A 24,306-nucleotide genomic window follows, 5' to 3' on the forward strand; every position below is an offset into this window, starting at 1 on the left:
AGCCGTACCACCAATTGGCTTATCCGTATTAAATATTGCTAGAGTGCTATATCCTGAATCAGATTGATAAAATGTACAATTATCAACAGTTGCTTTTGCATTTGATAAAACTGTAATGTCGGCTTCAGGATCTCCTTTATAAAGTATGATGAACGTTATTTTTAAAGGTTGAATCCAGAATACTTACTTCTGCAACACCTTGTCCAACAATATTTTTAAATTTACTATTCTTAATAGTGATTTCTTTTGCTTTTACCGCTGCACCAACACCAAATCCTGACCATTCAGATTGACTTTTATTATGTTCAAAAATACAGTTCTCTATTAGCCATCGTCTACTTGGAGCATTAATTTCGATATCATCTGCAGTATTATTTCTAAAACGAGAATTAGTAATTTTAACGTCATAGCTCGGATTTATATTAGATAAGATTCCGTAGCCGGAGCCATCAAATAGACAATGATCGACAATAAGACGATAAACGGTATTAGAATTTTGTATACCTTGTACAGTGCTGGAGAATTTAACATTTTTAATAGTGACATCATCTCCGTTTATCATCACACCAATTTTTGATTTAAAACCAACACCCTCTAGCGTTTGATTTCCCATAAGAGATAAAACTCTTTCCACTGTTTCTTCGTTTCTGATAAGCGTAACTTTTTCTTTTCCTGCTCCTTTAATGGATACTTTTTTAGGGACATCAATAAAACCTTTTATTAAATATTGTCCATTGTTAAAGTATACGGTTCCGCCACCTTCTTTTTTGGCAGCCTCTATTGCTTTTAGAATGGCACTAGTATCATTTGTAGTGCCATTTCCTTTTGCACCGTAATCTTTCACCTTAAAGCTTGGATTCTCAGCTGCTAAAGCATTTTGATTTGAAATATGTAATCCAAGTGCTAAAAAAATAGTAGATAACACAAAAACTAAACATTTCTTCATGTAATCTCCCCTGTTCATTCTAGAAGAAAATCAAAATATTTTTTCAGATTATATCTTTTCGTCGACATCCGTCTCTTTGCATAATAGCATAATTTTTTAGTCAAGTGACACCCCGGAAGTATTGTATTTCTATGGAAAAAAATTTGATAGAGGTGAGAGAATCTAGATAAAGAGGAGGATACACAATGATTGGAGAACGTATTCGCTATTTAAGACAAAAAAAAGGATACTCCATTTCAAGGCTGGCAAAGGAAGCAGGAGTATCAAAAACGTATTTAAGCAATTTAGACCGTGGTCTCCAAAACACCTCATCTATTCACTTTCTTGAAAAAGTAGTGAAAATATTGGGTACAAGCGTTGATTATCTAATTAGTGAAGAATTTAAAAAAGAAAATGACGTAAATGAATAAATAAGTATAAGATAAAAACAAAAAAATAGGATGCACATTAAAAACTTTATGGATTCTCCAAACAGAAAGTTATGTATTGGAAATAGGAAGATTTATATAATTAAGGAGTATAAGTAAATAAACTTTGTTAGATTCTGTTCTTTTCTTTATTTAGGAACGCTCTAATCTCCTCTATTGACAATCCCATTTCATGTGCATGTAAGATCAGTTCCATCCATTCCGTGTCTAAACCTAACTCCTCAGTATGTATTATATTAAGCATAAAGTCCTCCTTAAAAAAGTATTAGGAATATTTTATAATAAATTTTTTATAGTAAATAGTGAATATTAGATAAATTTTTACAAAAGAGGAATTAAGTAATAAACTACTACGACTATTAACCTGGTTCACAGGAAGGAAAACGTTACCAAGGAAACATCTTTATATAAAACCAGTATTTGGAACTATTCTATCCTACTTGATAATTATGGATATATATGTAATTTATACTAAAGAGCTGGAGGGCAGCACCCTCTTTGAAAAACGCGGAATTTTACTTGTAAATTTCGCAAATCTCGCTTTATTCCCATATTTCTCTATATCGCGAAAAAATAACGAGGGTATCCCTGCTCTATTCTGCAGAATTACCTATTTTTCGCTAAATCTATAGCAGGCTATAGGACTCTTCTTCATTCACTAACAACAAAAAACGATACTCTAAGTCCAAAAGACGAGTATCGTTCATTGTGTCATTCCCCATATTCCAACACCACCATATCCCAATACTTCAAACTTGGCAGTGTAAAAGAAATCTTGCCATCTTTCTGCTCAAAGGAAACTGAAATCGGAACACTTTGCCCTTTATCTGGAGAGGCCATCCATATTTTTTTAACAGGTCGACTTTCCTCTAACTGAATCGCTAGTTCTTTTTGTTCCTGTGGTTCTGCCTGATTTCCGTCGGTATCCCGCCATTCTAAACTAGCAGCATCAACAAAATTAATCAGGTGAAGTACTTTTTGACTGTCTTTTTGTTTAGCAAAACTCCATATTTTTCCTAACTCTGGCTCCGTTGAGAAATGTTCCCCATCAATAGAGACAGAAGCATCCTCGACACCATCTCGCAGCAAGTTTTCATAAGCAACTAAAAAATCATAATAATTTTCCATACTTTCCTGTAAAGCAGGGCTCATATTTAAGTTATGATGAGGAAAATATTCCTTCGATAACATATGCTCCCCAAGCTCTAAGTGAGAGCCTCCTGATGCAAAAATCACACTGTTGGCGAGTAGAATGCCAGCAGGGTTAAATTCTCCTGGTTGATTGGAAGCATTGTAATTCATATAGGCAGCTAATACGCTATTTTTCCCTGAAGAAAATTGCTTATTATCATCAATGATTCGCTTTAAGTCTTGATAATATTTGAAGTCATCCCAAACCTCTGTGTATAAAAAGTCAACGGGTGTGCTGCCAATTTGCCTTTGTCCGTATTGATTGACGGCATTCATGACGATGCTTTTATCTGGCATTGATGATTTGGCACGGTCAAGAAAAGACAAAAATGTTTCATCTAAGGTGACTGTATTGCCATTTGCATCATATACATTTCCTCGTGGACCAAGCTGATCGATATGCCATCCATCAAACGGCAGGGCGTTATAGACCATTTTTTGCTGATTAAATAAATAGTCTTGCCACTGAAGATTTCCCGGATTCACTAAAAACACGTCGCTTTTCCAGTTATCAGGAAGGGGATGGAAATCTTGGGCATTCCTTTGCTGGTCTTTAAATAACCGCCATTCTGTTTGGACGCCATCATTTTCTGCTTCTGCAAATGCGCCATATAAGAGATTATAGGCCATCGTTTTCATATTGCGCTTATGTGCTAAATCAAGATAGGACCTGATCGTTTCAAAAGTAGTTGGTCGATTTGCGATATCCTCCCAGTGGGACGCTGGTTCGTTGTTTTCCATTTTCAGCGGCTGATGATGCTTATAATGCCAATCATAAAATTGGATCCCATTAATATGATGACGATTTAAAAAAGAAATGGCACCCTTTCTCTCCTCTAAAGGCATATCAGGAAAGCTGGATAAAAATCCGTACCGAGGAAATTTGGACCAATCACTAGAAACGTCCACCCCAATGGTCTCCTCGTCTTCCTCGGATTTTACACGAACAAGATATCCTTTATAATCGTCTGTCGGCGGATTCCAAGTCCACTTTACAACATTCGAATCTACCTTTATTTCTTGCTGGCCAATCTCTTCATTTAAGTGAAAATAAGAGACGATTAAACGCCCGTTTGCAACGTTATCTGCTAGTTTTAGAGAAAATGAAACAGGATCATTTGGATGATAGAAAGCTTTATCTGTTTCCAGCGTTTGAATCAAATCTGCCTGCTGCAGGGGTTTGTTTCTTTTTACTTGTTTTGGTATTTTCTTCGTTGTAGTGATGGCGATTCCTAATCCTATTGCTATTAGTAAAATAATGCTTGCAATGATGATGAATTTTTTCTTTGAAAACATTTATTTACTCCTTACATGTTAATATTTAAAAGGCTCTGTTAACTTGCCTGTTGATTTCCGCTTCAGGCGTTCGCTTTCCGCGGGCGGTCCGGGAGCCTCCTCGGCGCTGTGCGCCTGTGGGGTCTCCCTCTGACTCGCTTTTCCCGCAGGAGTCTCACGCCTGAAATCAGAATCAACATCGTGCTGAAATTAACAATTAGCTTTAACATAGCCATTTGAAAAAAGAAAGATAAAGTTTCTGAAGTTCGATAGGTGTCCAGGTACAGCGCCTAGCCCCTGTGAAAGATAACCTCTTGTCTCTAAAAGTAAAAGACACTTTTTGAGACAAGAGAACATTTTTCTTCGGGGCTGGTCAAGGCGCTTTCGCTTTTCTATTAATCAAACGTTTGTTTAACGAATTTTTACTTCTTTTTTCTCGTCAGCTGGAATGCTTACGTACACAGTTTTTGTATTTGTATCATAGAAGAATGTATTCGTTTGTTTTTGTGCTTCTTCTAAAGAAGCTACTTCTGTGTATTTAGTGTTGCCAGCTTTAACGCGAGTTGGCTTTTCTACATTATTTACCTTTAATGTATATTGTGCAAGTTTAGAATCACTGTAGTTCTTCGTTTTTTGCTTTTGTTTAAATGTAATAGAGTTGTATTTTTTCTTCACCTTAAACTCTGTTTCGTTAAACTCGCCGTTTTTATAATCCTCTGTTTCTGCGTCATCTTCATAGAAAGTGTAAGAAACTTCTTTATCTACATACGTATCAAGAACAAGATTTGTTAACGGTTTTTCATCTGTATATTGCTGCACTTCACGTGTAGGGATAATCGAGTCTTTTTTCACGAAAATTGGCAAATGATCAAGCTGTGCGTCTACTGTAATCGTTTGGCCGCCTTGATATTCTTGTCCAGTCCAATAGTCTGTCCAATTTACGCCTTCCGGAAGATACACTTCGCGGGAAGTTTGTCCTTCTTTCACTACTGGTGCAAGCATCATTGAATCACCGAACATATATTGATCGCTAATATCATGTGTGTTTTCGTCCTGTTGGAACTGGTAAACAAGCGGCTGCTGTATTGGCTTCCCGCTGTCTGCAGCTTCTTTAAACTCGTTATACAGATATGGCAGCAATTGATAGCGCATTTCGATATACTTTTTGCTGATTTGTTCTACTTCTGGACCAAATGCCCACGGTTCTTGCCCTTGTTTTACTGGTGCTTTTGCATCTGAATCATAATGAATGCGAGCGAATGGCAGGAAGGCGCCAACTTCGATCCAACGTGCAAATAATTCTGGACTTGGACGACTAGCAAAGCCTCCGATATCATTTCCGACAAAAGAAACGCCAGACATTCCAACATTCATATTCATAGGAAGTGACATTTGCAGATGTTCCCAGTTACTTACATTATCACCTGTCCATAATGCAGCATAACGCTGTGTACCTGCATACATATCACGTGTTAACACAAATGGACGTGTTCCTGGTTTATTGACTTTAAATGCTTGATACGTAGCATCCGCTTCATCATGACCATATGTATTATGGTACTCCGTATGAAGAATCTTATTATCCTCTGTACCAAAATAATTATCTAATGGCATTGTATGGGCATGGCGATCGTCATCACGGAAGACTGCAGGCTCATTCATGTCGTTCCAGATACCGTCAACTCCCTCGTTTAACAAGACATTATGGTTTTTAGCCCACCAATCACGCACTTCTTGTTTCGAGAAGTCAGGAAATGCAGAGTCTCCAGGCCAAACAGGACCAATATAAGGAGTGCCATCTGGATTTTTCGCCCAAAAATCTTTTTGTGTTCCTTCTTGATACAAGCTGTAATTCTCATCTTGTTTTACAGCTGGATCGTTAATCGCAATCGAATGGAAGCCTGGCATTGATTCTAACTGTTTCAACGCTTGTTTATATTGCTCGTTCCAAGTAAACACGCGATATTCATCCATATAGTCGATATCAAAATGCATCGTGTCGAGTGGAATATTTTTCTCACGATACGTTTTCGCTACATTGAGAATTTCCTCTGGTGTGTAGCCCCATTTACTTTGGTGCAATCCTAATGTCCATTCTGCCGGAACATCCATTTTTCCAGTCAGCTCTGTGTAGCGGTCAATAACATCGCCAACTTCTGGACCATAGGCAAAGTAATACGTTAACTTCCCGCCGTTTGCATAGAAGTAATAATAATCATCCGATTCACTTGCCATTTCATAATAAGAGCGATACGTGTTATCAAAGAAAATCCCGTATGCCTTTTCATTTTTTAAGCCAATGAAAAATGGAATAGACGTATAAAGATATTTTGTATCCTTTGTATAAGAATAAGCATCTGTATTCCATAATCCAATGCTGTCCCCACGTTTATTCACATCTAAACCGGATTGTTCTCCAAAACCATAGAAATCTTCATCTGTATCTGTTTTCTTGAAAACATAAGGTTTTCCATTTTCATAACCGGATGTTTTATCTTGATTTACATAATCTTCATTAATGACATTTCCTTCTTTGTCGAGGAATTTAACACCAAAAGGCTCTTTTTTAATTTCAACGGTTAGATCATCTGTTTTTAGGGTAATGATGCCATCTTTATCCTGTACTTTAAATCTAGGAGTCTTCCAATCTGCTTCTTTTTTCGCAATCCCTTGCGACTCAAATTCCTTTTCACCTTTTTTAAGGATGGATACTTTTACTAAGTCTTTGTCAAAAATCTTGATATAGGCTTCATTCGTGCCTAAATCAAATTTGACCCCATTTGGCAGGTTTTCTACTCCCAAAACTTTTAGCTTTTCTAAATTTTCCTTTACTAATGGTGTATCAGGCTCTGGCTGTGTTACCGCTGCAAGTGCGTTTGGGGCTACCGTTGTTAAACTGACAGCAGCTGCAAGTGAAAGACTTGCTATCACTTTTAGTGGTGTTTTCTGTTTCTGTTTCACTTTACCCATTTTCTCACCTCATCAATTAATTGCATTACGAAGCAAATATACGAAACAGCAAAATAAACTACAATGAGATTTATTTCCAAAAATATCTATATGAAGGAAGGCTTATAAATAGCGGAAAATATAGAATAAAACCGCATACATTATTGGTTGATAGCAGTTTTAAAGAAAACAAAATTCCTTCTATATATCTGTTCATTTTAGGAATTAACATAAAAAACAAGGTAATAGACCTAAAAATGTAACAGAAACCAAAAACAAAATTCAGAATTTTTTCAATTGAAATAGTAATGAAATAATTTTAATAGAAATAAGCGAATAAATTAGTTAAAAGGAAGTGTTTTTAAAAATAGGCATGGGTAAATAAAGGAGTATATATTTGGAAATATAACTATTTTAGCGGGTTTTCTAAATATCAGCATCTTTTATTAATAACTCAACTTTCGCACCCAAATAATTCAGGAAACGAGTTGATCTTGTAACCATTATTGCACTTTCATTATGTTCCTTGACATTATTTATACAAATGAAAAAACACCTCGTTCTATGGTAAAGTGAGATTGACGAGAAATCACTACCATACAGAAGAGGTGTCCTCTATATGATAGAGCAGAAGGAACAAAATAATCAACTACCAAATGAATTAAAATCAGTATTCAATGAATTAGAAATCTTGAAACATCTTCGAAAATCAAACATTAAAAAGAATTTTGGCTTTACCTGTTCTTAATTATTCCAATTGGTGTTTTGTCTTATTTTCCAACAGAAGAATTGGTTTCGCCTTTTGGAATCTAAGAAAGCGGACAAGTTACCAGCAAAAGACGCAATCTATCGTTTCTTGAACCATTCGAAATTCGCTTGGAGACGTTTCCTATTGTCTTTTAGTTCTTCAACCATTGTCAAAGTAAGTAACCTAACGGATAAAATGCGTATCAAAGTATTTATTATTGATGACTCTATGTTTGACCGCAATCGCAGTAAGAAAGTCGAACTGCTTGCCCGATGTATGGATCACTCATCGCTGCGAAAACGATTCTATAAAGGTTTTCGTATGCTTACTTTAGGCTGGTCTGACGGCTATTCCTTTATGCCAATTGATTTTTCTTTATTAAGTTCCAAAAAGGCCCAAATCAACGGGATTTCTGAAGAAGTTGATAAACGTACATCTGGATATAAACGCCGTGTTGAATCATTACAAACAGCTCCTGAACAAATACCAGCCATGCTTAAGCGTGCCTTGAGTGCAGGAATAGAAGCCGAATATGTCTTGATGGATACTTGGTTTACTCAACAGCCTCTAATTCGGTCTATCGTGGAACAAGGACTTGATGTGATTGGCATGGTGAAGGCAACCAATCAACGGTATCTCATAGAAGACCGTTCTGTCTCATTAAAAGAACTCTTTCGTTTGTCTCGTTCATTCCAAGGAAAGAAAGGGATTCTTCGTTCCATTCACACAGTGATGGCGAATGGAGTTCCGGTTAAAGTTGTCTTTATTCAAAATCGAAACAAGAAAAGCGAATGGCTAGCTATTTTAAGCACAGATTGTACGCTAACCGAAGAAGAAATCGTACGTATTTATGGAATGCGTTGGGACATCGAAGTCTTTTTCAAAACGACAAAGTCACTTTTACGTCTACAGAAAGAGTTCCAAGGTCGTTCTTATGACTTGCTTATTAGCATACAACCATCGGTTTACCCGTTACATTGTCCTCTCTTGGCAGAATCGATGTAACACGGATGATCGTACCATTGGCGGTCTCTTTTATGAATTATGTGATGAAATTAGTGAACTCGATTGGGCTGTCGCTTTACAGCAGTTAATCGCGCTTCTTCAAGATACCCTAAAAAAGACAAACAGAATGACCAAAAAACTCATTGAAAGTCAACTACAACAGTGGATTGCAGGCCTTCCAAGCTACATCAAGGCTTATTTGCCAATTTCACTCTGCGAAAGTTGAGTTAATAATTTATATTCTTCTATTTGTAAAACTATCCGGATTCTGAATAAAACTAGATATTTATATAAAAATTGGTATAAATAGGGTAGGATAAAAATGAACGATGCAGCTGAATTTAGAAGGATATTAGGTTCTATTTAGAATGAAAGGAGATTAAAACATGGGAAAAAAGGATAGATTTTATGAGTGATATAATAAGTTATTACAGTCAATTTGATGAGTGGGGCAGACTTGAACGTGAACCGGTTGAATTCCAAGTAAATTGGCACTATATAAAAAAGTATATCCCGAAAACAGGATGTGTACTTGATAATGGTGCTGGGCCTGGAAAATATTCAATGGAACTTGCAAACGAAGGTTATAAGGTCACACTGACTGATTTAACGCCAAAGTTAGTTGAAATTGCTAAAGATAAAGCAAAAGAACTTGATTTAGAAGGACAATTTGATGGCTTTTATGCTGCTGATGCAAGAGAACTTAATATGCTTAAAGAGGAACAGTTCGACGCATCATTAATGCTTGGTCCTATGTATCATTTACAGGAAGAAAATGATCGCATTAAGGCTGTTAAAGAATTAAATAGAGTGACGAAAAAGAATGGGATTGTTTTCGTTGCTTTTATGCCAAGAATTAGACATATACTTGCATCACTCTTATCTCCAGAGAATTGGAAGCCAAACAACTACATGGATTCCATTATTCAATTTTATCAAACAGGTTGTTTTAATCACGCTGATAAGGGACGTTTTACAGGAGCGTACTATTTTAATATTGAAGACATCAATCCTTTTATGGAAGCACAGGGATTTGAAACTTTGGATTTAATAGGATCCAATGCAGGGGCTATTTTAAATAATGATAGTTGGAAGCACTGGCAAGACAAGGGTGAGCAAGAAGTAAAAAAAATAATAGATTTGATTAAGGAAAAAGCAACAGACCCTTATATTCTTGGGATTTCATCTCATTTACTTTATATCGGGAAGAAAAAGTAAACTAATAACATTGTTATAAACAAACAGACCTTTAAGCAGTTGGTTGATTAAAAATAAAGTTGTTTTACAAATTTCAAAATAGGGAGGAATTTTAAGTGAACTCTCATGCATTACAATTATATGATTATCACGTATGGGCAAACAGAAGAATTTTTGAGCATTTAAAAAAACTACCACAGGACATATACGACAAGGAGATTCAAAGTGTTTTTCCTTCCATATCAGAGGTGTTGGTGCATATGTACAATGCCGATACTATATGGCTGCGTGTTATGTCCGGTGACAGTTATGATGAAATCGTAAAATCAAGGAAACAACTGCAGGAGAAAACAAAAGGAAAAAGTATAGAAGAATTAGAGAAAATGTATTTTGATTTATCAGAGCAATATATAGTATTTTTTGATCGTCAAGGGAACTTAGATCAAACAACTTTCTACGAGCATCCTAAATTTGGCCGTCTGGAAACCAGTTTTTTTGAATTAGTACAGCATGTTGTCAATCACGGAACATATCATCGCGGAAATATAACAGCAATGCTAAGGCAGATAGGGCATTCTGGGATCATGACGGATTATGTTGTTTATTTGTATGACAAGAAGACAAAAAAATAGCTTTTTCCGAACTATTTAGAAATAGATGATGCTTTTTTTATTCCGTAATCGGACGTGATATTAAAAAGTTTCGTGAATTGATCTTGATGAACTTTTAAATCACGTCAATTTACGGTAAGCTAATAAATGAAAGCGGTTGTTTATGAAGGGAATGAATATAAATTGAGCACAAGGAGTCGTGGGAATTTAATAGGACCTCCTCGTTTTAAAATTGCTGTGCGTGCGCTTGTATGGCTATCACGGAGTGAAGGAAAGTTGTCCAGTGCATCGATTGCATGTCAGGTCAATTCGCACGCCACTTTTCTAAGACGAGTTTTAGTTTTATTAGTAAATGCAGGAATGGTTGAGGCAAAGGAAGGACGAGAGGGAGGCTATATCTTAAAAAGACCTTCATCTGAAATTACGCTTGCAGATGTTTATTTGGCTGTAAAAAGCGAATGTTTAGAAACGGAAGAAACACCAAACTGCGGTGAAGCAGGAAAACAACTAGACATGGCTTTAGAAAATATTATGAATGAAGCAGAGCAAAAAACGCTTGATTCTCTTCGTCAATATACCATATCAGATTTAACAGCGAATATGGATTTTTTCGCTGAAATAAAAAAAGTATAATTTTGTTAGCATTATCCTTGCTTTGAAGATAATGTTCTTTGTATAATGTGCTTATAAAAGTTGCAGTTAGTTTTTTGCTTGCTGCATTTCTTTTTAATTGTAACTGTGCTTTGTTTAGTTGCAGTAAATTTACTCTTACTAGCGTAAACTGAACACCAAGGGAAGCTTTTAAAGAAAACTGTGCTAAATATTGAACAGTTTTTTGATTCAAGAGTTTTGGAAAATAGTATGAATTTAAGGCCGTTTTCTCAAAGTTTGTTGTTTTTCACCTGAAAACATGGGAGAAGAAGTACTCAGCAGACTGAATACACGTAGACTCCTGTGGGAATGCGAGAAAGACGAGACTTAAGCAGAGCGTAGGCGACGAGGAGGCTCGACGCTCGCCCACGGAAAGCGAAGTGTATTCAGGCTGCGAATTTAAAAGCAACAATCTATACGAAAACAGTCTAATTTAAATTACTTATTTTAGGAGGAGAAACAATGTCAACAAAAGCAAAACAAGAAGCGTTATTTTCTACTGTCATTCGAGATCGCCATTCCGTGCGAAAATATGATTCCAATTGGAAAATGTCTAAGGATGAATTAAATGAAATTTTACAAGAAGCGACACTGGCTCCTTCTGCTGCCAATATGCAGCCGTGGCGTTTTCTCGTAATTGATGATCAAGCCAAAAAAGATATTCTTTTGCCGATTGCACATAATCAGGAGCAGGTCGTGCAAGCATCTGCTGTTATAGCGGTATTAGGGGATTTACAACTAATAGAGAAAGTGGAGCAAATTTACAGTGATGCTGTCGAGGCTGGCTATATGACAGAACAGGCAAAAAGTCAGATGATTAATAATATACATGGCTACTTCTCTGATCCCCACTCTGACATAGTAAAGCGTACCGTGCTAATTGATGGCGGATTAGTATCTATGCAAATCATGCTGTCGGCTAAAGCAAGAGGATACGATACAGTACCAATGGCAGGATACAGCGAGCCAGCATTTCGAAAAGCTTTCGGCATTTCCGACCGCTATGCAGCAGTCATGCTTATTGCAATTGGTAAAGCGGCTCATCCTGCCCATACAACAGTGCGATTGCCTTTAGAAGAAGTTACATTTTGGAATACGATGCCAGAGCAAGGTTAATTGCACCTTATATTCAAAGAAAAAGGGCAGGAGATATAAAAATAGAGGAAGTAAGTTTTTGATATTGGGATAACTGAGCATCATATGGGGAACTTTGCTCTGAGGTAAGCGGAAGCACTCAAATTACGGGTGCTTTTTCTTCATTTTTATCATAGTTGAGCGAGAAGACTCCTTCCTCAAGGAACGAAGAGAGTAGGTGGGAGATGAATCGCCTTCTTTTTTTTTGTTTAAAAGAAGATATAACTGGAACATTCGTTCTTATTTTGGTAAAATATTCTTATCAAAAGTAGGTGGTGAAACAAATGCCAACCATTACGATTAAACTGCCCTTGTTTCAACCAACAAATGTGAAAGAAAAGATGTATGAAACGATGCAACAAAACTTTTCGGAAGCTTGTAATATAGCTATTCAATACAAAAAAGAACATCCTGCAGTAACAAAGTCGGAATTAGATAAAAGATTAGCTCCTATTGAACTTCCTTCTACCCTCATTCAAGAAGCTAGAAAACTAGCACTTAGTCGATACGAGGACTGGAAACAGAATGAGAAAACGAAAGGCTTTCCTTCTTTTCGCGGAAGAATATCCATTCTATTTAATAACCAGAATTGGAGGTTAAGACAGGATAATGGTTATCTTAAGTTGGGAATTCCTACAATGGAGAAGGGAAATCTTACAATAGATAAATACGTTCCTTTAAAGACCAATGCGTATAATCATTTTTGGATTGGTTTTCTTTTGACGGGAGAAATGGACAAAAACTCTCCATTCTTTCAAGCATCCTATGACAGTATCTCCAAATTAAAAAAGGGAAACGGACAATTGTTCAATAAGAAAGGAAAATGGTATTTTTCTTTTGCGCTTTCGTTTGAATTAGAGAAAAAGTCTACAGGTACAAAATCTATTGGGGTTGATAGAGGACTAAAATATATTGCGGTAGCCGGAGATAGGGAAACAGGCAAGTATATTCATTTTAACGGAAAACAGATTGGTCATATTCGTAGGAAGTTTTTTAAACTTCGCAGAAAATTACAAAAAGCGAAAAATACGAAGGCGTTAAAACGATTAGAAAATAAAGAACAACGTATCATTCAATACTGGAATCATGTCATCTCAAAGAAAATGGTTCAGTTTGCTAAAGATTGTGGTGCTTCTATCATTAAAATCGAAGACCTCTCTTCTATTCGTTCTATGAAAAAATATTGGAAAAAAAGCGACAGAAATATTCATTCCTGGTCTTTCTTTGACTTAGAAACAAAACTTATATACAAAGCACAATTAGCCGAGCTGGAAGTGCAAAAAGTAGATCCGTACAAAACGAGTCAAGAATGCTCCAAATGTGGACATACACAAAAAAAGAACCGTCGAGGCTCTTTGTATACAGGTTCGTGTGGATATAAACAAAATGCAGATGTCAATGCAAGTTTTGTTATATCTACACGACCATCAAAAGATATAACTGCGGCTTAAAACCGCTGCGAGGGATTTAATATCCTTCGCAAGGCTCCTGACTGAGCTGTACACCTAGCTGATGATTCCCTACCGTTCTTTGTTTTAGAAACAACGTGCGGACAGGGAGGAGGTAATGGTAACACTAAAGGCACTGACGGTTAGTACCGCAGTGAAATCCCTTTGGAATCCCCTTCCTCAAAAAACGTTAGGATTTTAGGTAGGGGAGGATGTCAAGAAGTTCAGGTAAATAGGAATCATTTAATATTCAATGACTAATTTAAGACAAACAATGGCAGCCCTAACCCAGCTATCCATACCATGGGAACTAAATTAATTATAATCGCTACACGCTTGCTCCGCTCTTGAAGAAACCAAGCGAAAATGGAACAAAAGACGACGGCGATTGGATATAGACCAATTCCTACAACAAAAGCAACGTTAAAGACATGGATACCGCTGTCAAAACTCATAAATGAGAATCCAAAAACAACAAGCCAAGGTATGGTACATAGCAAATAAAAGATTTGGCTGATTACTAAAAATGTTTTCATATAATTCCCCCTTGAAATGGTTAGGTATAGGTATCATATGCTGTAAATATAACTTTAGAGCGGGAAATGAAAAAAAGGAATATGTCCATAGAATAAAACAAAAGAGGGAAACAGGAAAGCCTTCCTAAACTGATAAATTTTCTAACAATATCAATATAGTAAGTTAAACTACTAAATAACCTTTAACTTACTATTATTTGAAAATTACTTAAACTTAACGTTTTACATAAAATCACAAAAAAATGTAACATTCAACAAAATTTCCTCTTTATTCTAAAAAAAATCACTGTTATAATTAACCTAACCTAATAGTTCTGTAAAAAGAACGATAACGTTCTTTGTTAGCGACAAACGAAAAGAGGTTTTGTAGTGATTGATATAAATTGTCATTTATTATCGAATATAAAGCAGCCAGTTAAAAATTTTACAGAAAGCATCTCTATGGCTAGAAAGGCTGCGGAACAAGGTATTCGATTTTTGATCGCCACACCAACTTTAACGATAAATGATTCAAAGGATAATATTATTAACCAGGTGAAGGAGCTCAATATTAAATTGAAAGAGGAAGGTTTAGATATCACCATCCTTGCTGGTGCTGAAACTACAATGAATGATTCCTTTGTACGCCAAGTGAAAGAAAAGAAATTTATTCCGCTTAATCTAGAAAGCCCGTATCTGCTTATTAATATGTCATCAGAAGAAATACCTCATAATATAACTGAAATCATTTTTGAGTTGCAAATTCTTGGTTATCAAATTATTTTAGCAAATCCTGAACTGAATCTTCACTTTAGGAAAAATCCAATGGAGTTATATCATTTAGTGAGACAGGGTGTTCTTACACAAATATCTGCAGCAAGCATCATTGGAAAAAATGGATGGAAAGTTCAGAAAGTAACTGAACAATTAATTAAAAGGCAAATGACTCATTTTATTGCTAGCAGCGCTCAAAATGATAATGGCTTGTGGCTAGAAAAGGCTTATAACTATATAAGAAAACATTACGGCAGTGACCAAGCATTGTTTTATATGGAAAATGCCCAAGCAGTCATTGAAAAGAATAATATATATACTGATCAGCCGATAAAACCCAATAGTCGAAAACTGTCTCGATATTTTAGGGGTTAAATGTTCTTTATAACGAAAAATCCCTGTTCATTTTATAAAAAATCTTATCTTATCATTCTTTTTTAAGAATTTTTTGTTTAATTATGACTCTTTGTCATAATCAGTGTTCAACATTCTTTTAATCTAGCAAGTCATTATATTAGAAATAAAGGATCTTTTTGATAATATGGAACAATTAAAAAAAAGACATATTGCATAGGAGGATTTATGGACAAGCAAAAGATAATAGATATTGAAGAATTGGACAGTGAATGGATAGATCTTATTCTATATGCTCTTGAAATGGGATTATCACCGGAAAAGGTAAGAGAGTTCCTAAATGACATGAAAAAAATATAATTCTCTTAGAATGAGAGATACTGTACTTTTTTAGTTTTTAAATGGTACAAAAACGTTTAAAAATATACAAAAATGGAACAATTAAAAAAAAGACATATTGCATAGGAGGATTTATGGACAAGCAAAAGATAATAGATATTGAAGAATTGGACAGTGAATGGATAGATCTTATTCTATATGCTCTTGAAATGGGATTATCACCGGAAAAGGTAAGAGAGTTCCTAAATGACATGAAAAAAAATATAATTCTCTTAGAATGAGAGATACTGTACTTTTTTAGTTTTTAAATGGTACAAAAACGTTTAAAAATATACAAAAAAGGAAGACGACTAAAGCCTTCCTCTAACTTATAAATTTATACAACCTAACTTGTTGCGTTGGCTTGTTTTGCTAGTAGACACTTTCCCGTTCCCTGTAAGATTTCTTTCTGAAATTTCCTAAAAACAACACATTCGTTACTGGAGATTGTTTACTCAACTTATAAAAAATCAGAGGAGCAGCAAGTCCAATCAAAGTAAACAGCAGCCAGTCGTAACTTGGCCACTCTAAAGCAATTAATCTATTAATAGGCATGTGCAAATACATAATTGGCATCGTCACTTTGCCGAGATGAGCGATGAGATTTACACCTGGTATTTTTTCTAACCAATAGCAGAACAAGAGCAGTGTTAAACTAAAGGTTATTGGAATCAATAAGTCTAAAACAATATTCGTATATCCATGGAATTTCATATCAAGTTTATAATCATAGATGTTAAAACGCTCGCCTAAAAGTAATAGAAAAGAAAGAGAAATGATACTAATGGACATATAACGATTTTGGAAAAAGTCTTTTGCAAATGTTTTTAAATACCAACCGAACGCCACATAAGCAAGTGCCAGCAGGGCTACATCTGCATTTAACGGAAAAGCAAAATCCTTTGATACCAAACTTGCTTCGATATGTGCCAGTATATAACATAATGCAACGATCGATATCCTAATAATATGTGATTTAAAAAGTAACAAGATCCCGGCAAATAAAATCTGCGTAACAAATAAGCAAGTAACAAACCAAAATACAGCGAAATAGTTAGTCAACACTTGTCCACCATAAAATAGGTTATAAAAATCTTTATAAGCATCTATTAAACGAAATTCATTCGTCATGATATTAACGAATTGATAAACAATAAAAAGGGATATTCCAAATGAAACATAAGGAATCAGCAATCTTTTCGTAAACTTTTTAAGCCAAGCCACAAAGTCCGTTGTGTTTGAAATTTCCTTGAATGTATAGCCGCTCAGAATAAAGAATAACGGCATATGAAACCAATAGAAGTAATGCTGCGCAATGTCGTTACTCGTATGGCCCATGATGACAAGTATGATCCCTATCCCTTTCGCCATATCAATCCAAGTTTCTCGTTTATTCATGAAAAATAACAACTCCTTTGGAAAGTTATTTAACAGTCTAACAAATAAATGCAATCATGCAAAAAAGGGAAAAGATGGATAAGGGAAGATGATACTACTGCATATGGAAAATTTTAGGTAGTTTCAAGCCGATATAACCATTCGAAAAAAGAAGCTTATACAACTTAGTAGACATAATGTCATAATGAAAAATAGGTGTTAATGAGGAATTTTGAGAAAAATGTTGGTAAAAACACAGTGGAAGGGCTGGGAACAGGTACCTAAATTTAAAAGGCTGTTTTCGTATAGATTGCTTTTAAACTCGCAGCCTGAATACACTTCGTCCGTTTAGTGAGCGCCGAGCCTTCTCGTCGCATACGCTCTGCTTAAGTCTCGTCTTTCTCCCATTTTTTTACGTGAAAAACAACAAACTTTGAGAAAACAGCCATTTAAAAAAACTCGATATTTAGCAATAAAAAAATAATTCGACAAAACATTCTCTTTATTCTAAAAATAATCCTTGCTATAATTAATTTCATCAAGTAGTTCTTTAAAAAGAACACATGTATTCTTTTTAACTGCGAATGAAGGGAAGGTTTGTAGTGATTGATATAAGTTGTCATTTATTATCGGATAATGAGAGAGATAGAAATTTTGCAGAAAGCATTTCTATAGCTAAAAAGGCTGCGGAACAAGGTATTCGATTTATGATTGCTACACCATCTTTAACGATCAATGAATCAAAGGAAGAAATTATTCTTCAGGTGGAGGAGCTGAATGCTAAATTAAAAGATGAAGAATTGGATATCACCATCCTTGCCGGTGCCGAAGCTACAATGAATGATTCGTTTGTACGCCAAGTGAAAGAAAAGAAATTTATTCCGCTAAATATAGAAAGTCCATATCTACTTATTACCATACCACCAGAAGAACTACCTCACTATTTAACTGACACCATCTATGATCTGCAAATGCTCGGTTATCAAATTATTTTGGCAAACCCTGAACTTAATCCTAACTTTATAAAAAATCCTATAGAATTATATCATTTAGTAAGAATGGGTGTTCTTACACAAATATCAGCAGCAAGCATTATTGGGAAAAATGGATGGAAAGTTCAAAAAGTAGCCGCACAATTCATTAAAGGGCAAATGACTCATTTTATTGCCAGTGGCGCTCAAAGTGACAAAGACTTATGGCTAGAAAAAGCATACACCTATATAAGAAAACACTACGGAAGCGACCAAGTATTTTATTATATGGATAATGCTCAGGCAGTTATTGAAAATCATAATATTCATACTCGGGAGCCAGTTAAACCCAAGAAACGAAATCTTACTACGTTATTTTAGAATGGGGTGTGATGAATAACGGGAAAACATTACTTTATTTGTTGCGAGCAAAAATCAAAAAAAAGAAGATGACTTTAACTTATCCTTCCCAAATGACCACTCTATTTAAAGAGTTAAGATCCCACCTCCACGCAAAGTGTAGGTGGGATTTTTTAGTTGGATGGGGTAGAGTCCCATAGCCATTAAGCTAACGAAAGTTATGTTCTATTCACCTTTCGTTAGCTTTTTTCTATCTCATTTCATACCATTTATTTATGAAAAGTCGATAACTAAAAAAGCTTTTTTTTGAAGGTTTCGATATCTACATAATTATGTAATACATTATCTTTATCAAAATTTTACAATAAAAGGGTATGGAAAAAACAAAACTTTAGTATGGTAATCTTTGATTCAAAAAATTATCTAGATATGTTGATTATGTATGATAAAGGAAGAATATTGAATGAATATCTGTATAGTAAATCATAATTTTAAATTAGGCGGAGTTCAAAGAGTGGCAATAGAGTTAGCGAATTCATTCCAAAAAGAAAATCATCATGTAACATTAATTGATTTTTCTGGTGAAAATAAGTTTTATTATGATTTAGCAGTTGGAATCAAGACACCTTGCGTAATAAGACGTAGAAAAATGACTAGGAAGATACTAAGGAAAGCCTTATATGTTAAATATAAGATAAATAGAACTCCTTTACATACAGTTAGGTTGTATAAAGAACAGGTAGAAGATATAATTAAATACCTAAAGAAAAGTAATCATGAAGTTCTAATACTTTGTCAAGGAATATTAACTGCATTAATACCAGTAATAAAGGAACAGATACCCGGGATAAAAATAGTAACTTGGCAGCATAATGATTATGATGTTTATACAAAGCAATATTATAAAGAAATTATTAATGACTATTTAAAAGGTATTGAGTTAGCAGATTTGGTTGTATGCTTAACAGCTGCAGATATTGATAAATTTAAGAAAATAAACTTTAAATCTTGTAATATATATAACCCTTTAACCATATCGAAACCTAGAATTAGTGAATTAAATCAAAAAAATATTGTATTTGTCGGTAGGTTGAGCATAGAACAAAAAGGTTTAGATTATTTAATCGAAATAGCTAAGGAACTAGAAGAAGAATGGACAATAACAGTTGCAGGTGATGGGGAAGATAAAGAAAAATTTATTCAGTTGATTAAGAAAAACAAGCTAGAAAATAAAATAATTTTAAAAGGACCTTTAAAAAGTGCAGAAATGCAGGAATTATATTATGGAGGTTCTATATTAATATCAACATCAAGATGGGAAGGATTTGGATTAGTCATTACAGAAGCAATGGCTTGCGGTTTACCAATTATTAGTTTTAAAAATTTAGGACCAACAGAAATTTTAAAAAATGGAGATTGTGGAATTTTAATTGATCAATATGATATAGAAAGCTTTGTTTCTAAATTAAAACGACTAATGGAGAATAAGAGGCATAGAGAATTATTGCAAAAAAAGAGCTTAGAACGAGTAAAAGATTTTAATATAAATGTTATTTCAAATAAATGGATTTCTAAGTTAAAGGCACTTTGATTTTTGAACCCCTAGGGATCTGACTAAAAGTGCCTGTCCTTAAATTATTGGGGAAAGGCACCTTCATTCTTATTCTGTCACTAAAAATGAATTAATATAATCGCTCCAAATTTTATATCCTTTTTCATTCACCATACCATCAGCATGTAAAAACTCTAATACTTGTTTATCATTACCAGCTGGCCAGTTCTCCAAATGGTTTAAATAATAAATACCGTGTCTTTCGGCATATTTTTGTAAGGCGTCTACTTGTAATGGATAGAGACTTGCGTTATAAATTTGGTTTGGAGGCTGCAATATAAATGTTGTATCTGACAGTTTCTTGTTAGTAGATTCTATAATTTTAGAAATATTTGCAAGCGATGTATCCATATCAATAACATTATTATCGTTTAAAGTAAACGGCTCAAAAATGACCATATCCGGTTTCTTCTTTATTAAATCGGTTACTTTATTGTCATTAACATACTCTGTAGAGGTTCCATCATATACAATGCTTTCTATTGTGACATAATTTTTATATACAGTAGATAATGTTCTTTTAATATTCGGCAATAATCCTAATTTATCATTACCAATTGCTTCCGAGCCTAATAACACAATATGATATGTTTGTTTATTTTCTAGTGTTGCTTCTAATTGCTCTTTAGCGTCTTCAGGCCAAGCAGAAGCAAAGCGTACATACTCTTCAGCACGGAAATCGTCTTGGAAATTGGCTTCAGTTTCAGTTTTGTTGTTTGTTTCGATTAAGTAGTTTAGTTGATTAGGAGAAGAGCTAGAATGTTTTTTTGTCCATTTCATATTACCAAAAAATAGAACAGCAGCTAGAATAATGACAAGAACAGAAATAATAATCGCTTTCATTACACCCTCCACATTATATTTGTAAAATATTTCAATCGATAGTTAATAACGTAGTATTTAAGTAGTAAATAGTATGCTTTATGAAAAAAATGCTGTTAAATCTGTTAAAAACTTGCTAAATTAGATTCAAAGAGAAAACTTATCTACTAAAAGTATGACAAGAAAAGACATTTTTAGCAAATCTCTTATGCTACAATATGTTTGCTTTATAATAGTTTAGGAGGAAATTATGGAAGAAACGATTAGCTTAAAAGAATTATTTCAAACATTAAAGAAAAGACTAGCATTAATCATCTCCATTACATTGATTGCCATGATTGCAAGCGGAGTAATAAGTTATTTCGTCATCACCCCAGAATATAATTCTTCAACACAAATACTTGTCAATCAAGCAAAAGACGATCAATCGATATACAATTACAATGAAGTTCAAACAAATGTTCAGTTAATCAATACATATAGCGTCATTATTAAAAGTGCAGCTATTTTAAATACTGTAAAAAGTGATTTAAATTTAAATATGAGCATAGCGCAATTAAATAATAAAATCACGGTTGAAAGTGCACAAAACTCACAAGTTATGACAGTATCTGTTACCGATCCAGATCCTGCTGTTGCATTGGAAATTGCCAATAAAACGGCACAAGTTTTCGAAAAGGAAATAAAAAAATTAATGAAGGTCGATAACGTAAGCATCTTGCCGCTTGCATATGACCAAGAAAATCAGTCGCCGGTAAGTCCAAACCCACCGCTTAATATAGCGATTGCAGCAGTTGTTGGATTAATGATTGGTGTCGGTTTAGCATTTTTATTAGAATATTTGGATAGTACGGTGAAAACAGAGCAGGATATTGAAAAACTATTAGAGCTGCCTGTATTAGGTGCAATTACAACGATTGATGAAATGAAAGAAACAAGTGGAAGAGGAAATAGAAGCAATAGTAGAAACAGAGGTGATTTAGTTGGCACTAAATAAAAAAACAACGAAAAAAAAATTATTAGATAGCAAAAGAAAGCTCATCACTAAATTAGATCCTAGATCACCAATTTCTGAGCAATACCGTACGATTCGGACGAATATTTTATTTTCCAGTGTCGATAAAGAAATCCGTACCATTATGGTAACTTCCACTGGACCTGGAGAAGGAAAATCAACAACTGCTGCAAACTTAGCGGTTGTCTTTGCACAGCAAGGGAAAACAGTTTTGTTAGTGGATGCAGATTTGCGGAAACCAACTGTTCATTACACATTTAATCTGATTAATACAACAGGACTAACGTCTGTGTTAACGAATCAAGTTTCATTAAAAGAAGCAATTCATATAAATGATGAAAATAATTTGTATATCCTTCCGAGTGGTCCTATTCCACCAAATCCATCAGAATTATTAGGGTCACGTGCGATGCAGTATTTTATGGAACAAGCACTAGAAGAATTTGATATGATTCTATTTGATACACCGCCAGTCCTAGCGGTAACAGATGCACAAATTCTGGCGAATGAATGTGATGGCAGTGTGTTGGTTGTTAGCAGCGGTAAAACAGAAAAAGATGGTTTGTTAAAAACGAAAGAACTTTTGTCTGCATCAAAAGGCAAGATCTTAGGAGTTGTCTTAAATAATAAGAAGCGAGATAAAAAAGGCGGATATTACTATTATTATGGGACAAATTAACAATAAAAATATAAGATTCGACAAAGTTAGCTATTTACTAAAGATATAGTAGGCTGATAACATTTTGTTATATTAATAGAATAGTTAAACAAATAATGATTGGGAGGGGGTGTTACGATGATTGATATTCATTGTCATATACTGCCTGGTGTTGATGATGGCCCAGAAACAATGGCAGAGAGTGTAGAAATGGCAAAATTAGCTGTACGGGAAGGTGTAAAGACAATTGTCGCTACACCTCATCATAAAAATAATAGATACGAAAATACGAAATCTAAGATTATACATCATGTTAATTTATTAAATACAGCGCTTCAAAAAGAGAAGATTCCATTAACCATCCTTCCAGGTCAGGAAGTACGTATGTATGGAGAAGTGTTAGAAGACTATCAAAAAGGAGAAATACTAACCCTTTCCCATACAAACTATTTATTTATCGAATTTCCCTCATCTACTGTACCAAGATATGCAGAAAGACTATTATATGATATTCAAACAGAAGGACTAATCCCAATTATTGTTCATCCTGAACGCAACAAGGAACTGCAAGAAAATCCAGATTTGCTATATAAACTAGTAATGAACGGTGCACTTACGCAAGTAACTGCAGCGAGTGTAGCTGGATATTTCGGGAAGACAATTAAAAAATTTTCTGAACAGTTAATAGAATATAATTTGACTCATTTTGTGGCTTCTGATGCGCATAATACGCATAATCGAGCATTTAAGTTGAATGAGGCTTATGACTTAATAGAAGAACGATTTGGAGTAGACTACGTTTATTTATTTACGGAAAATTCCGAAATCCTATTACAAAATAAGAACATCATAAAAGAAATACCAGAACAGATTAAGAGGAAGAAGTTTTTGGGGATTTTTTAATATAAAGTAAGTTAAAGTTTTATCAATTCAATTAGTTGGTTTTTCTCATTTATAAACCTAGGTCTAGGTGAATTAATAACCATGGAATTTTATGTTTAAAATAGATTAGTTCCAAGATTTATTCGATCGATGAACTTAAAAGAAGATATCTTAGGTAAGTTACTATAATAAATTAGAAAAAATATCATATAAAGTATTAATCTAATAGTAAAAAGTCTATATAAATGATGGTGTATAAGACTAAGATAAATTATGTAGAAAGTTGGTGAAAGTTAGTGTCAGTTACAACTTCTAATAAAGGAGCCTCACCGCAAAAAGGTAGTGAAATACCTTTAGAAAAAATAAAAGTGAGTGGTAGTAAAACTTATTTGATAAGTAAAAGAATTATTGATATTTTAGCCGCAATTATAGGTATATTATTATTATCACCCCTGTTCTTAATCGTCGTTCTTCTTATTAAAGTCGAAGATAGAAGAGGACCGATATTATTTAAACAAATACGAGTAGGTAAAGGCGAATCCGAGTTTTATATGTACAAGTTTCGTTCTATGGTATCTAATGCTGAAGAATTAAAGGCCTCACTTATGAAGCAAAATGAAGCAGAAGGGCCAGTTTTCAAAATTAAAAATGATCCTAGAGTAACAAGGGTTGGAAAATTTATCCGGAAGACAAGTATAGATGAATTACCCCAGTTATTTAACGTTTTAAAAGGGGATATGAGCTTGGTTGGCCCTAGGCCACCTTTACCTGCAGAAGTAGCTCAGTATTCGAGTTATGAAAGACAACGTTTAACGGTAGTTCCAGGATTAACTTGTTACTGGCAAGTTAGTGGTAGAAGTAATATTGAATTTGATGAATGGATTAAGTTAGATTTAAAATATATTCAGGAAAGAAATACTATTGTGGATTTGGTGCTTATTATGAAGACATTTTTTGTATTATTTGGTTCAAAAGATGCTTTTTAGATTAATTAAGAGAATTTAA

The 24,306-nt window shown here is 34.4% G+C and carries 22 protein-coding genes and 1 pseudogene; 16 read left to right on the forward strand and 7 right to left on the reverse strand.

The window, feature by feature from the left end:
- Window positions 1–136: 136 nt before the first annotated feature.
- Window positions 137–946, reverse strand: a complete 810-nt coding sequence (locus ACTYA4_RS01925; protein ID WP_445505422.1) for a glycosyl hydrolase family 28-related protein — start codon at window positions 944–946, stop codon at window positions 137–139.
- A gap of 185 nt (window positions 947–1,131) precedes the next feature.
- Between ACTYA4_RS01925 and ACTYA4_RS01930 the strand changes: the two genes are divergently transcribed.
- Window positions 1,132–1,356, forward strand: coding sequence for a helix-turn-helix domain-containing protein (locus tag ACTYA4_RS01930; RefSeq protein ID WP_443482612.1), 225 nt, complete (start codon window positions 1,132–1,134; stop codon window positions 1,354–1,356).
- A 127-nt stretch (window positions 1,357–1,483) separates the two neighbouring features.
- Here ACTYA4_RS01930 and ACTYA4_RS01935 read toward each other — a convergent pair whose 3' ends face one another.
- The 3 genes from ACTYA4_RS01935 to ACTYA4_RS01945 form a co-directional block, all read right to left on the reverse strand.
- Window positions 1,484–1,618 carry an anti-repressor SinI family protein gene (locus ACTYA4_RS01935; protein WP_443482613.1) on the reverse strand — a complete coding sequence of 45 codons (135 nt, stop codon included), beginning with the start codon at window positions 1,616–1,618 and terminating at the stop codon, window positions 1,484–1,486.
- A gap of 467 nt (window positions 1,619–2,085) precedes the next feature.
- Window positions 2,086–3,861, reverse strand: a complete 1,776-nt coding sequence (locus ACTYA4_RS01940) for a glycoside hydrolase family 66 protein (RefSeq protein ID WP_445505423.1) — start codon at window positions 3,859–3,861, stop codon at window positions 2,086–2,088.
- A gap of 390 nt (window positions 3,862–4,251) precedes the next feature.
- Window positions 4,252–6,810: a glycoside hydrolase family 31 protein gene (locus tag ACTYA4_RS01945; RefSeq protein ID WP_445505424.1), complete on the reverse strand. Its 2,559-nt coding sequence runs from the start codon at window positions 6,808–6,810 to the stop codon at window positions 4,252–4,254.
- Window positions 6,811–7,408: 598 nt separating this feature from the next.
- Here ACTYA4_RS01945 and ACTYA4_RS01950 point away from each other — a divergent pair.
- The 6 genes and pseudogenes from ACTYA4_RS01950 to ACTYA4_RS01975 all read left to right on the forward strand — a co-directional run bounded on the left by ACTYA4_RS01950 (window position 7,409) and on the right by ACTYA4_RS01975 (window position 13,586).
- Window positions 7,409–8,768 (forward strand): annotated as a pseudogene (locus ACTYA4_RS01950) (IS4 family transposase).
- A 182-nt stretch (window positions 8,769–8,950) separates the two neighbouring features.
- Window positions 8,951–9,760, forward strand: a complete 810-nt coding sequence (locus ACTYA4_RS01955) for a class I SAM-dependent methyltransferase (RefSeq protein WP_445505425.1) — start codon at window positions 8,951–8,953, stop codon at window positions 9,758–9,760.
- A gap of 95 nt (window positions 9,761–9,855) precedes the next feature.
- Window positions 9,856–10,371, forward strand: coding sequence for a DinB family protein (locus ACTYA4_RS01960; protein ID WP_443482616.1), 516 nt, complete (start codon window positions 9,856–9,858; stop codon window positions 10,369–10,371).
- Between the two features lie 162 nt (window positions 10,372–10,533).
- A complete protein-coding gene (locus ACTYA4_RS01965; protein ID WP_445505426.1) occupies window positions 10,534–10,983 on the forward strand; it encodes an RrF2 family transcriptional regulator in 450 nt (149 codons plus the stop codon).
- Between the two features lie 480 nt (window positions 10,984–11,463).
- Window positions 11,464–12,117: a nitroreductase family protein gene (locus tag ACTYA4_RS01970; RefSeq protein ID WP_443482618.1), complete on the forward strand. Its 654-nt coding sequence runs from the start codon at window positions 11,464–11,466 to the stop codon at window positions 12,115–12,117.
- A 302-nt stretch (window positions 12,118–12,419) separates the two neighbouring features.
- Window positions 12,420–13,586, forward strand: a complete 1,167-nt coding sequence (locus ACTYA4_RS01975) for an RNA-guided endonuclease InsQ/TnpB family protein (RefSeq protein WP_445505427.1) — start codon at window positions 12,420–12,422, stop codon at window positions 13,584–13,586.
- 254 nt (window positions 13,587–13,840) lie between these two features.
- Here the strand turns inward: ACTYA4_RS01975 and ACTYA4_RS01980 are convergent, their stop codons facing one another.
- Window positions 13,841–14,119 (reverse strand): hypothetical protein, encoded by a 279-nt coding sequence (locus ACTYA4_RS01980; RefSeq protein WP_443482620.1) that lies wholly within the window; start codon window positions 14,117–14,119, stop codon window positions 13,841–13,843.
- 369 nt (window positions 14,120–14,488) lie between these two features.
- Here ACTYA4_RS01980 and ACTYA4_RS01985 point away from each other — a divergent pair, with 369 nt between their 5' ends.
- From ACTYA4_RS01985 to ACTYA4_RS01995, 3 genes are all read left to right on the forward strand, one after another.
- Window positions 14,489–15,247, forward strand: a complete 759-nt coding sequence (locus ACTYA4_RS01985; protein WP_443482621.1) for a tyrosine-protein phosphatase — start codon at window positions 14,489–14,491, stop codon at window positions 15,245–15,247.
- A 207-nt stretch (window positions 15,248–15,454) separates the two neighbouring features.
- Window positions 15,455–15,586 (forward strand): anti-repressor SinI family protein, encoded by a 132-nt coding sequence (locus ACTYA4_RS01990; RefSeq protein ID WP_443482622.1) that lies wholly within the window; start codon window positions 15,455–15,457, stop codon window positions 15,584–15,586.
- 113 nt (window positions 15,587–15,699) lie between these two features.
- Window positions 15,700–15,846, forward strand: a complete 147-nt coding sequence (locus ACTYA4_RS01995) for an anti-repressor SinI family protein (protein WP_443482623.1) — start codon at window positions 15,700–15,702, stop codon at window positions 15,844–15,846.
- Between the two features lie 130 nt (window positions 15,847–15,976).
- Here ACTYA4_RS01995 and ACTYA4_RS02000 read toward each other — a convergent pair whose 3' ends face one another.
- Window positions 15,977–17,002 carry an acyltransferase family protein gene (locus ACTYA4_RS02000; RefSeq protein WP_443482624.1) on the reverse strand — a complete coding sequence of 342 codons (1,026 nt, stop codon included), beginning with the start codon at window positions 17,000–17,002 and terminating at the stop codon, window positions 15,977–15,979.
- A 581-nt stretch (window positions 17,003–17,583) separates the two neighbouring features.
- Between ACTYA4_RS02000 and ACTYA4_RS02005 the strand changes: the two genes are divergently transcribed.
- Window positions 17,584–18,333 carry a tyrosine-protein phosphatase gene (locus ACTYA4_RS02005; protein ID WP_443482625.1) on the forward strand — a complete coding sequence of 250 codons (750 nt, stop codon included), beginning with the start codon at window positions 17,584–17,586 and terminating at the stop codon, window positions 18,331–18,333.
- A 442-nt stretch (window positions 18,334–18,775) separates the two neighbouring features.
- Window positions 18,776–19,903, forward strand: coding sequence for a glycosyltransferase (locus ACTYA4_RS02010; RefSeq protein WP_443482626.1), 1,128 nt, complete (start codon window positions 18,776–18,778; stop codon window positions 19,901–19,903).
- Window positions 19,904–19,972: 69 nt separating this feature from the next.
- Here the strand turns inward: ACTYA4_RS02010 and ACTYA4_RS02015 are convergent, their stop codons facing one another.
- Window positions 19,973–20,767, reverse strand: coding sequence for an SGNH/GDSL hydrolase family protein (locus tag ACTYA4_RS02015; protein ID WP_443482627.1), 795 nt, complete (start codon window positions 20,765–20,767; stop codon window positions 19,973–19,975).
- A gap of 229 nt (window positions 20,768–20,996) precedes the next feature.
- On the opposite strand from ACTYA4_RS02015, the gene ACTYA4_RS02020 reads away from it, so the two are divergent.
- From ACTYA4_RS02020 to ACTYA4_RS02035, 4 genes are all read left to right on the forward strand, one after another.
- The gene (locus tag ACTYA4_RS02020) at window positions 20,997–21,743 is read left to right on the forward strand and encodes a YveK family protein (protein WP_443482628.1); all 747 of its coding nucleotides are present in this window, start codon (window positions 20,997–20,999) and stop codon (window positions 21,741–21,743) included.
- Window positions 21,730–22,440 carry a CpsD/CapB family tyrosine-protein kinase gene (locus ACTYA4_RS02025; protein ID WP_443482629.1) on the forward strand — a complete coding sequence of 237 codons (711 nt, stop codon included), beginning with the start codon at window positions 21,730–21,732 and terminating at the stop codon, window positions 22,438–22,440. The genes ACTYA4_RS02020 and ACTYA4_RS02025 overlap by 14 nt, the downstream gene beginning before the upstream one ends.
- 117 nt (window positions 22,441–22,557) lie before the next feature.
- On the forward strand, window positions 22,558–23,322 hold the full coding sequence (locus ACTYA4_RS02030) for a tyrosine-protein phosphatase (protein ID WP_445505428.1): 765 nt from the start codon (window positions 22,558–22,560) through the stop codon (window positions 23,320–23,322).
- Between the two features lie 275 nt (window positions 23,323–23,597).
- Window positions 23,598–24,287 (forward strand): sugar transferase, encoded by a 690-nt coding sequence (locus ACTYA4_RS02035; RefSeq protein ID WP_445505429.1) that lies wholly within the window; start codon window positions 23,598–23,600, stop codon window positions 24,285–24,287.
- Window positions 24,288–24,306: the final 19 nt, after the last annotated feature.

This window comes from Niallia yueguangensis, assembly GCF_052663115.1.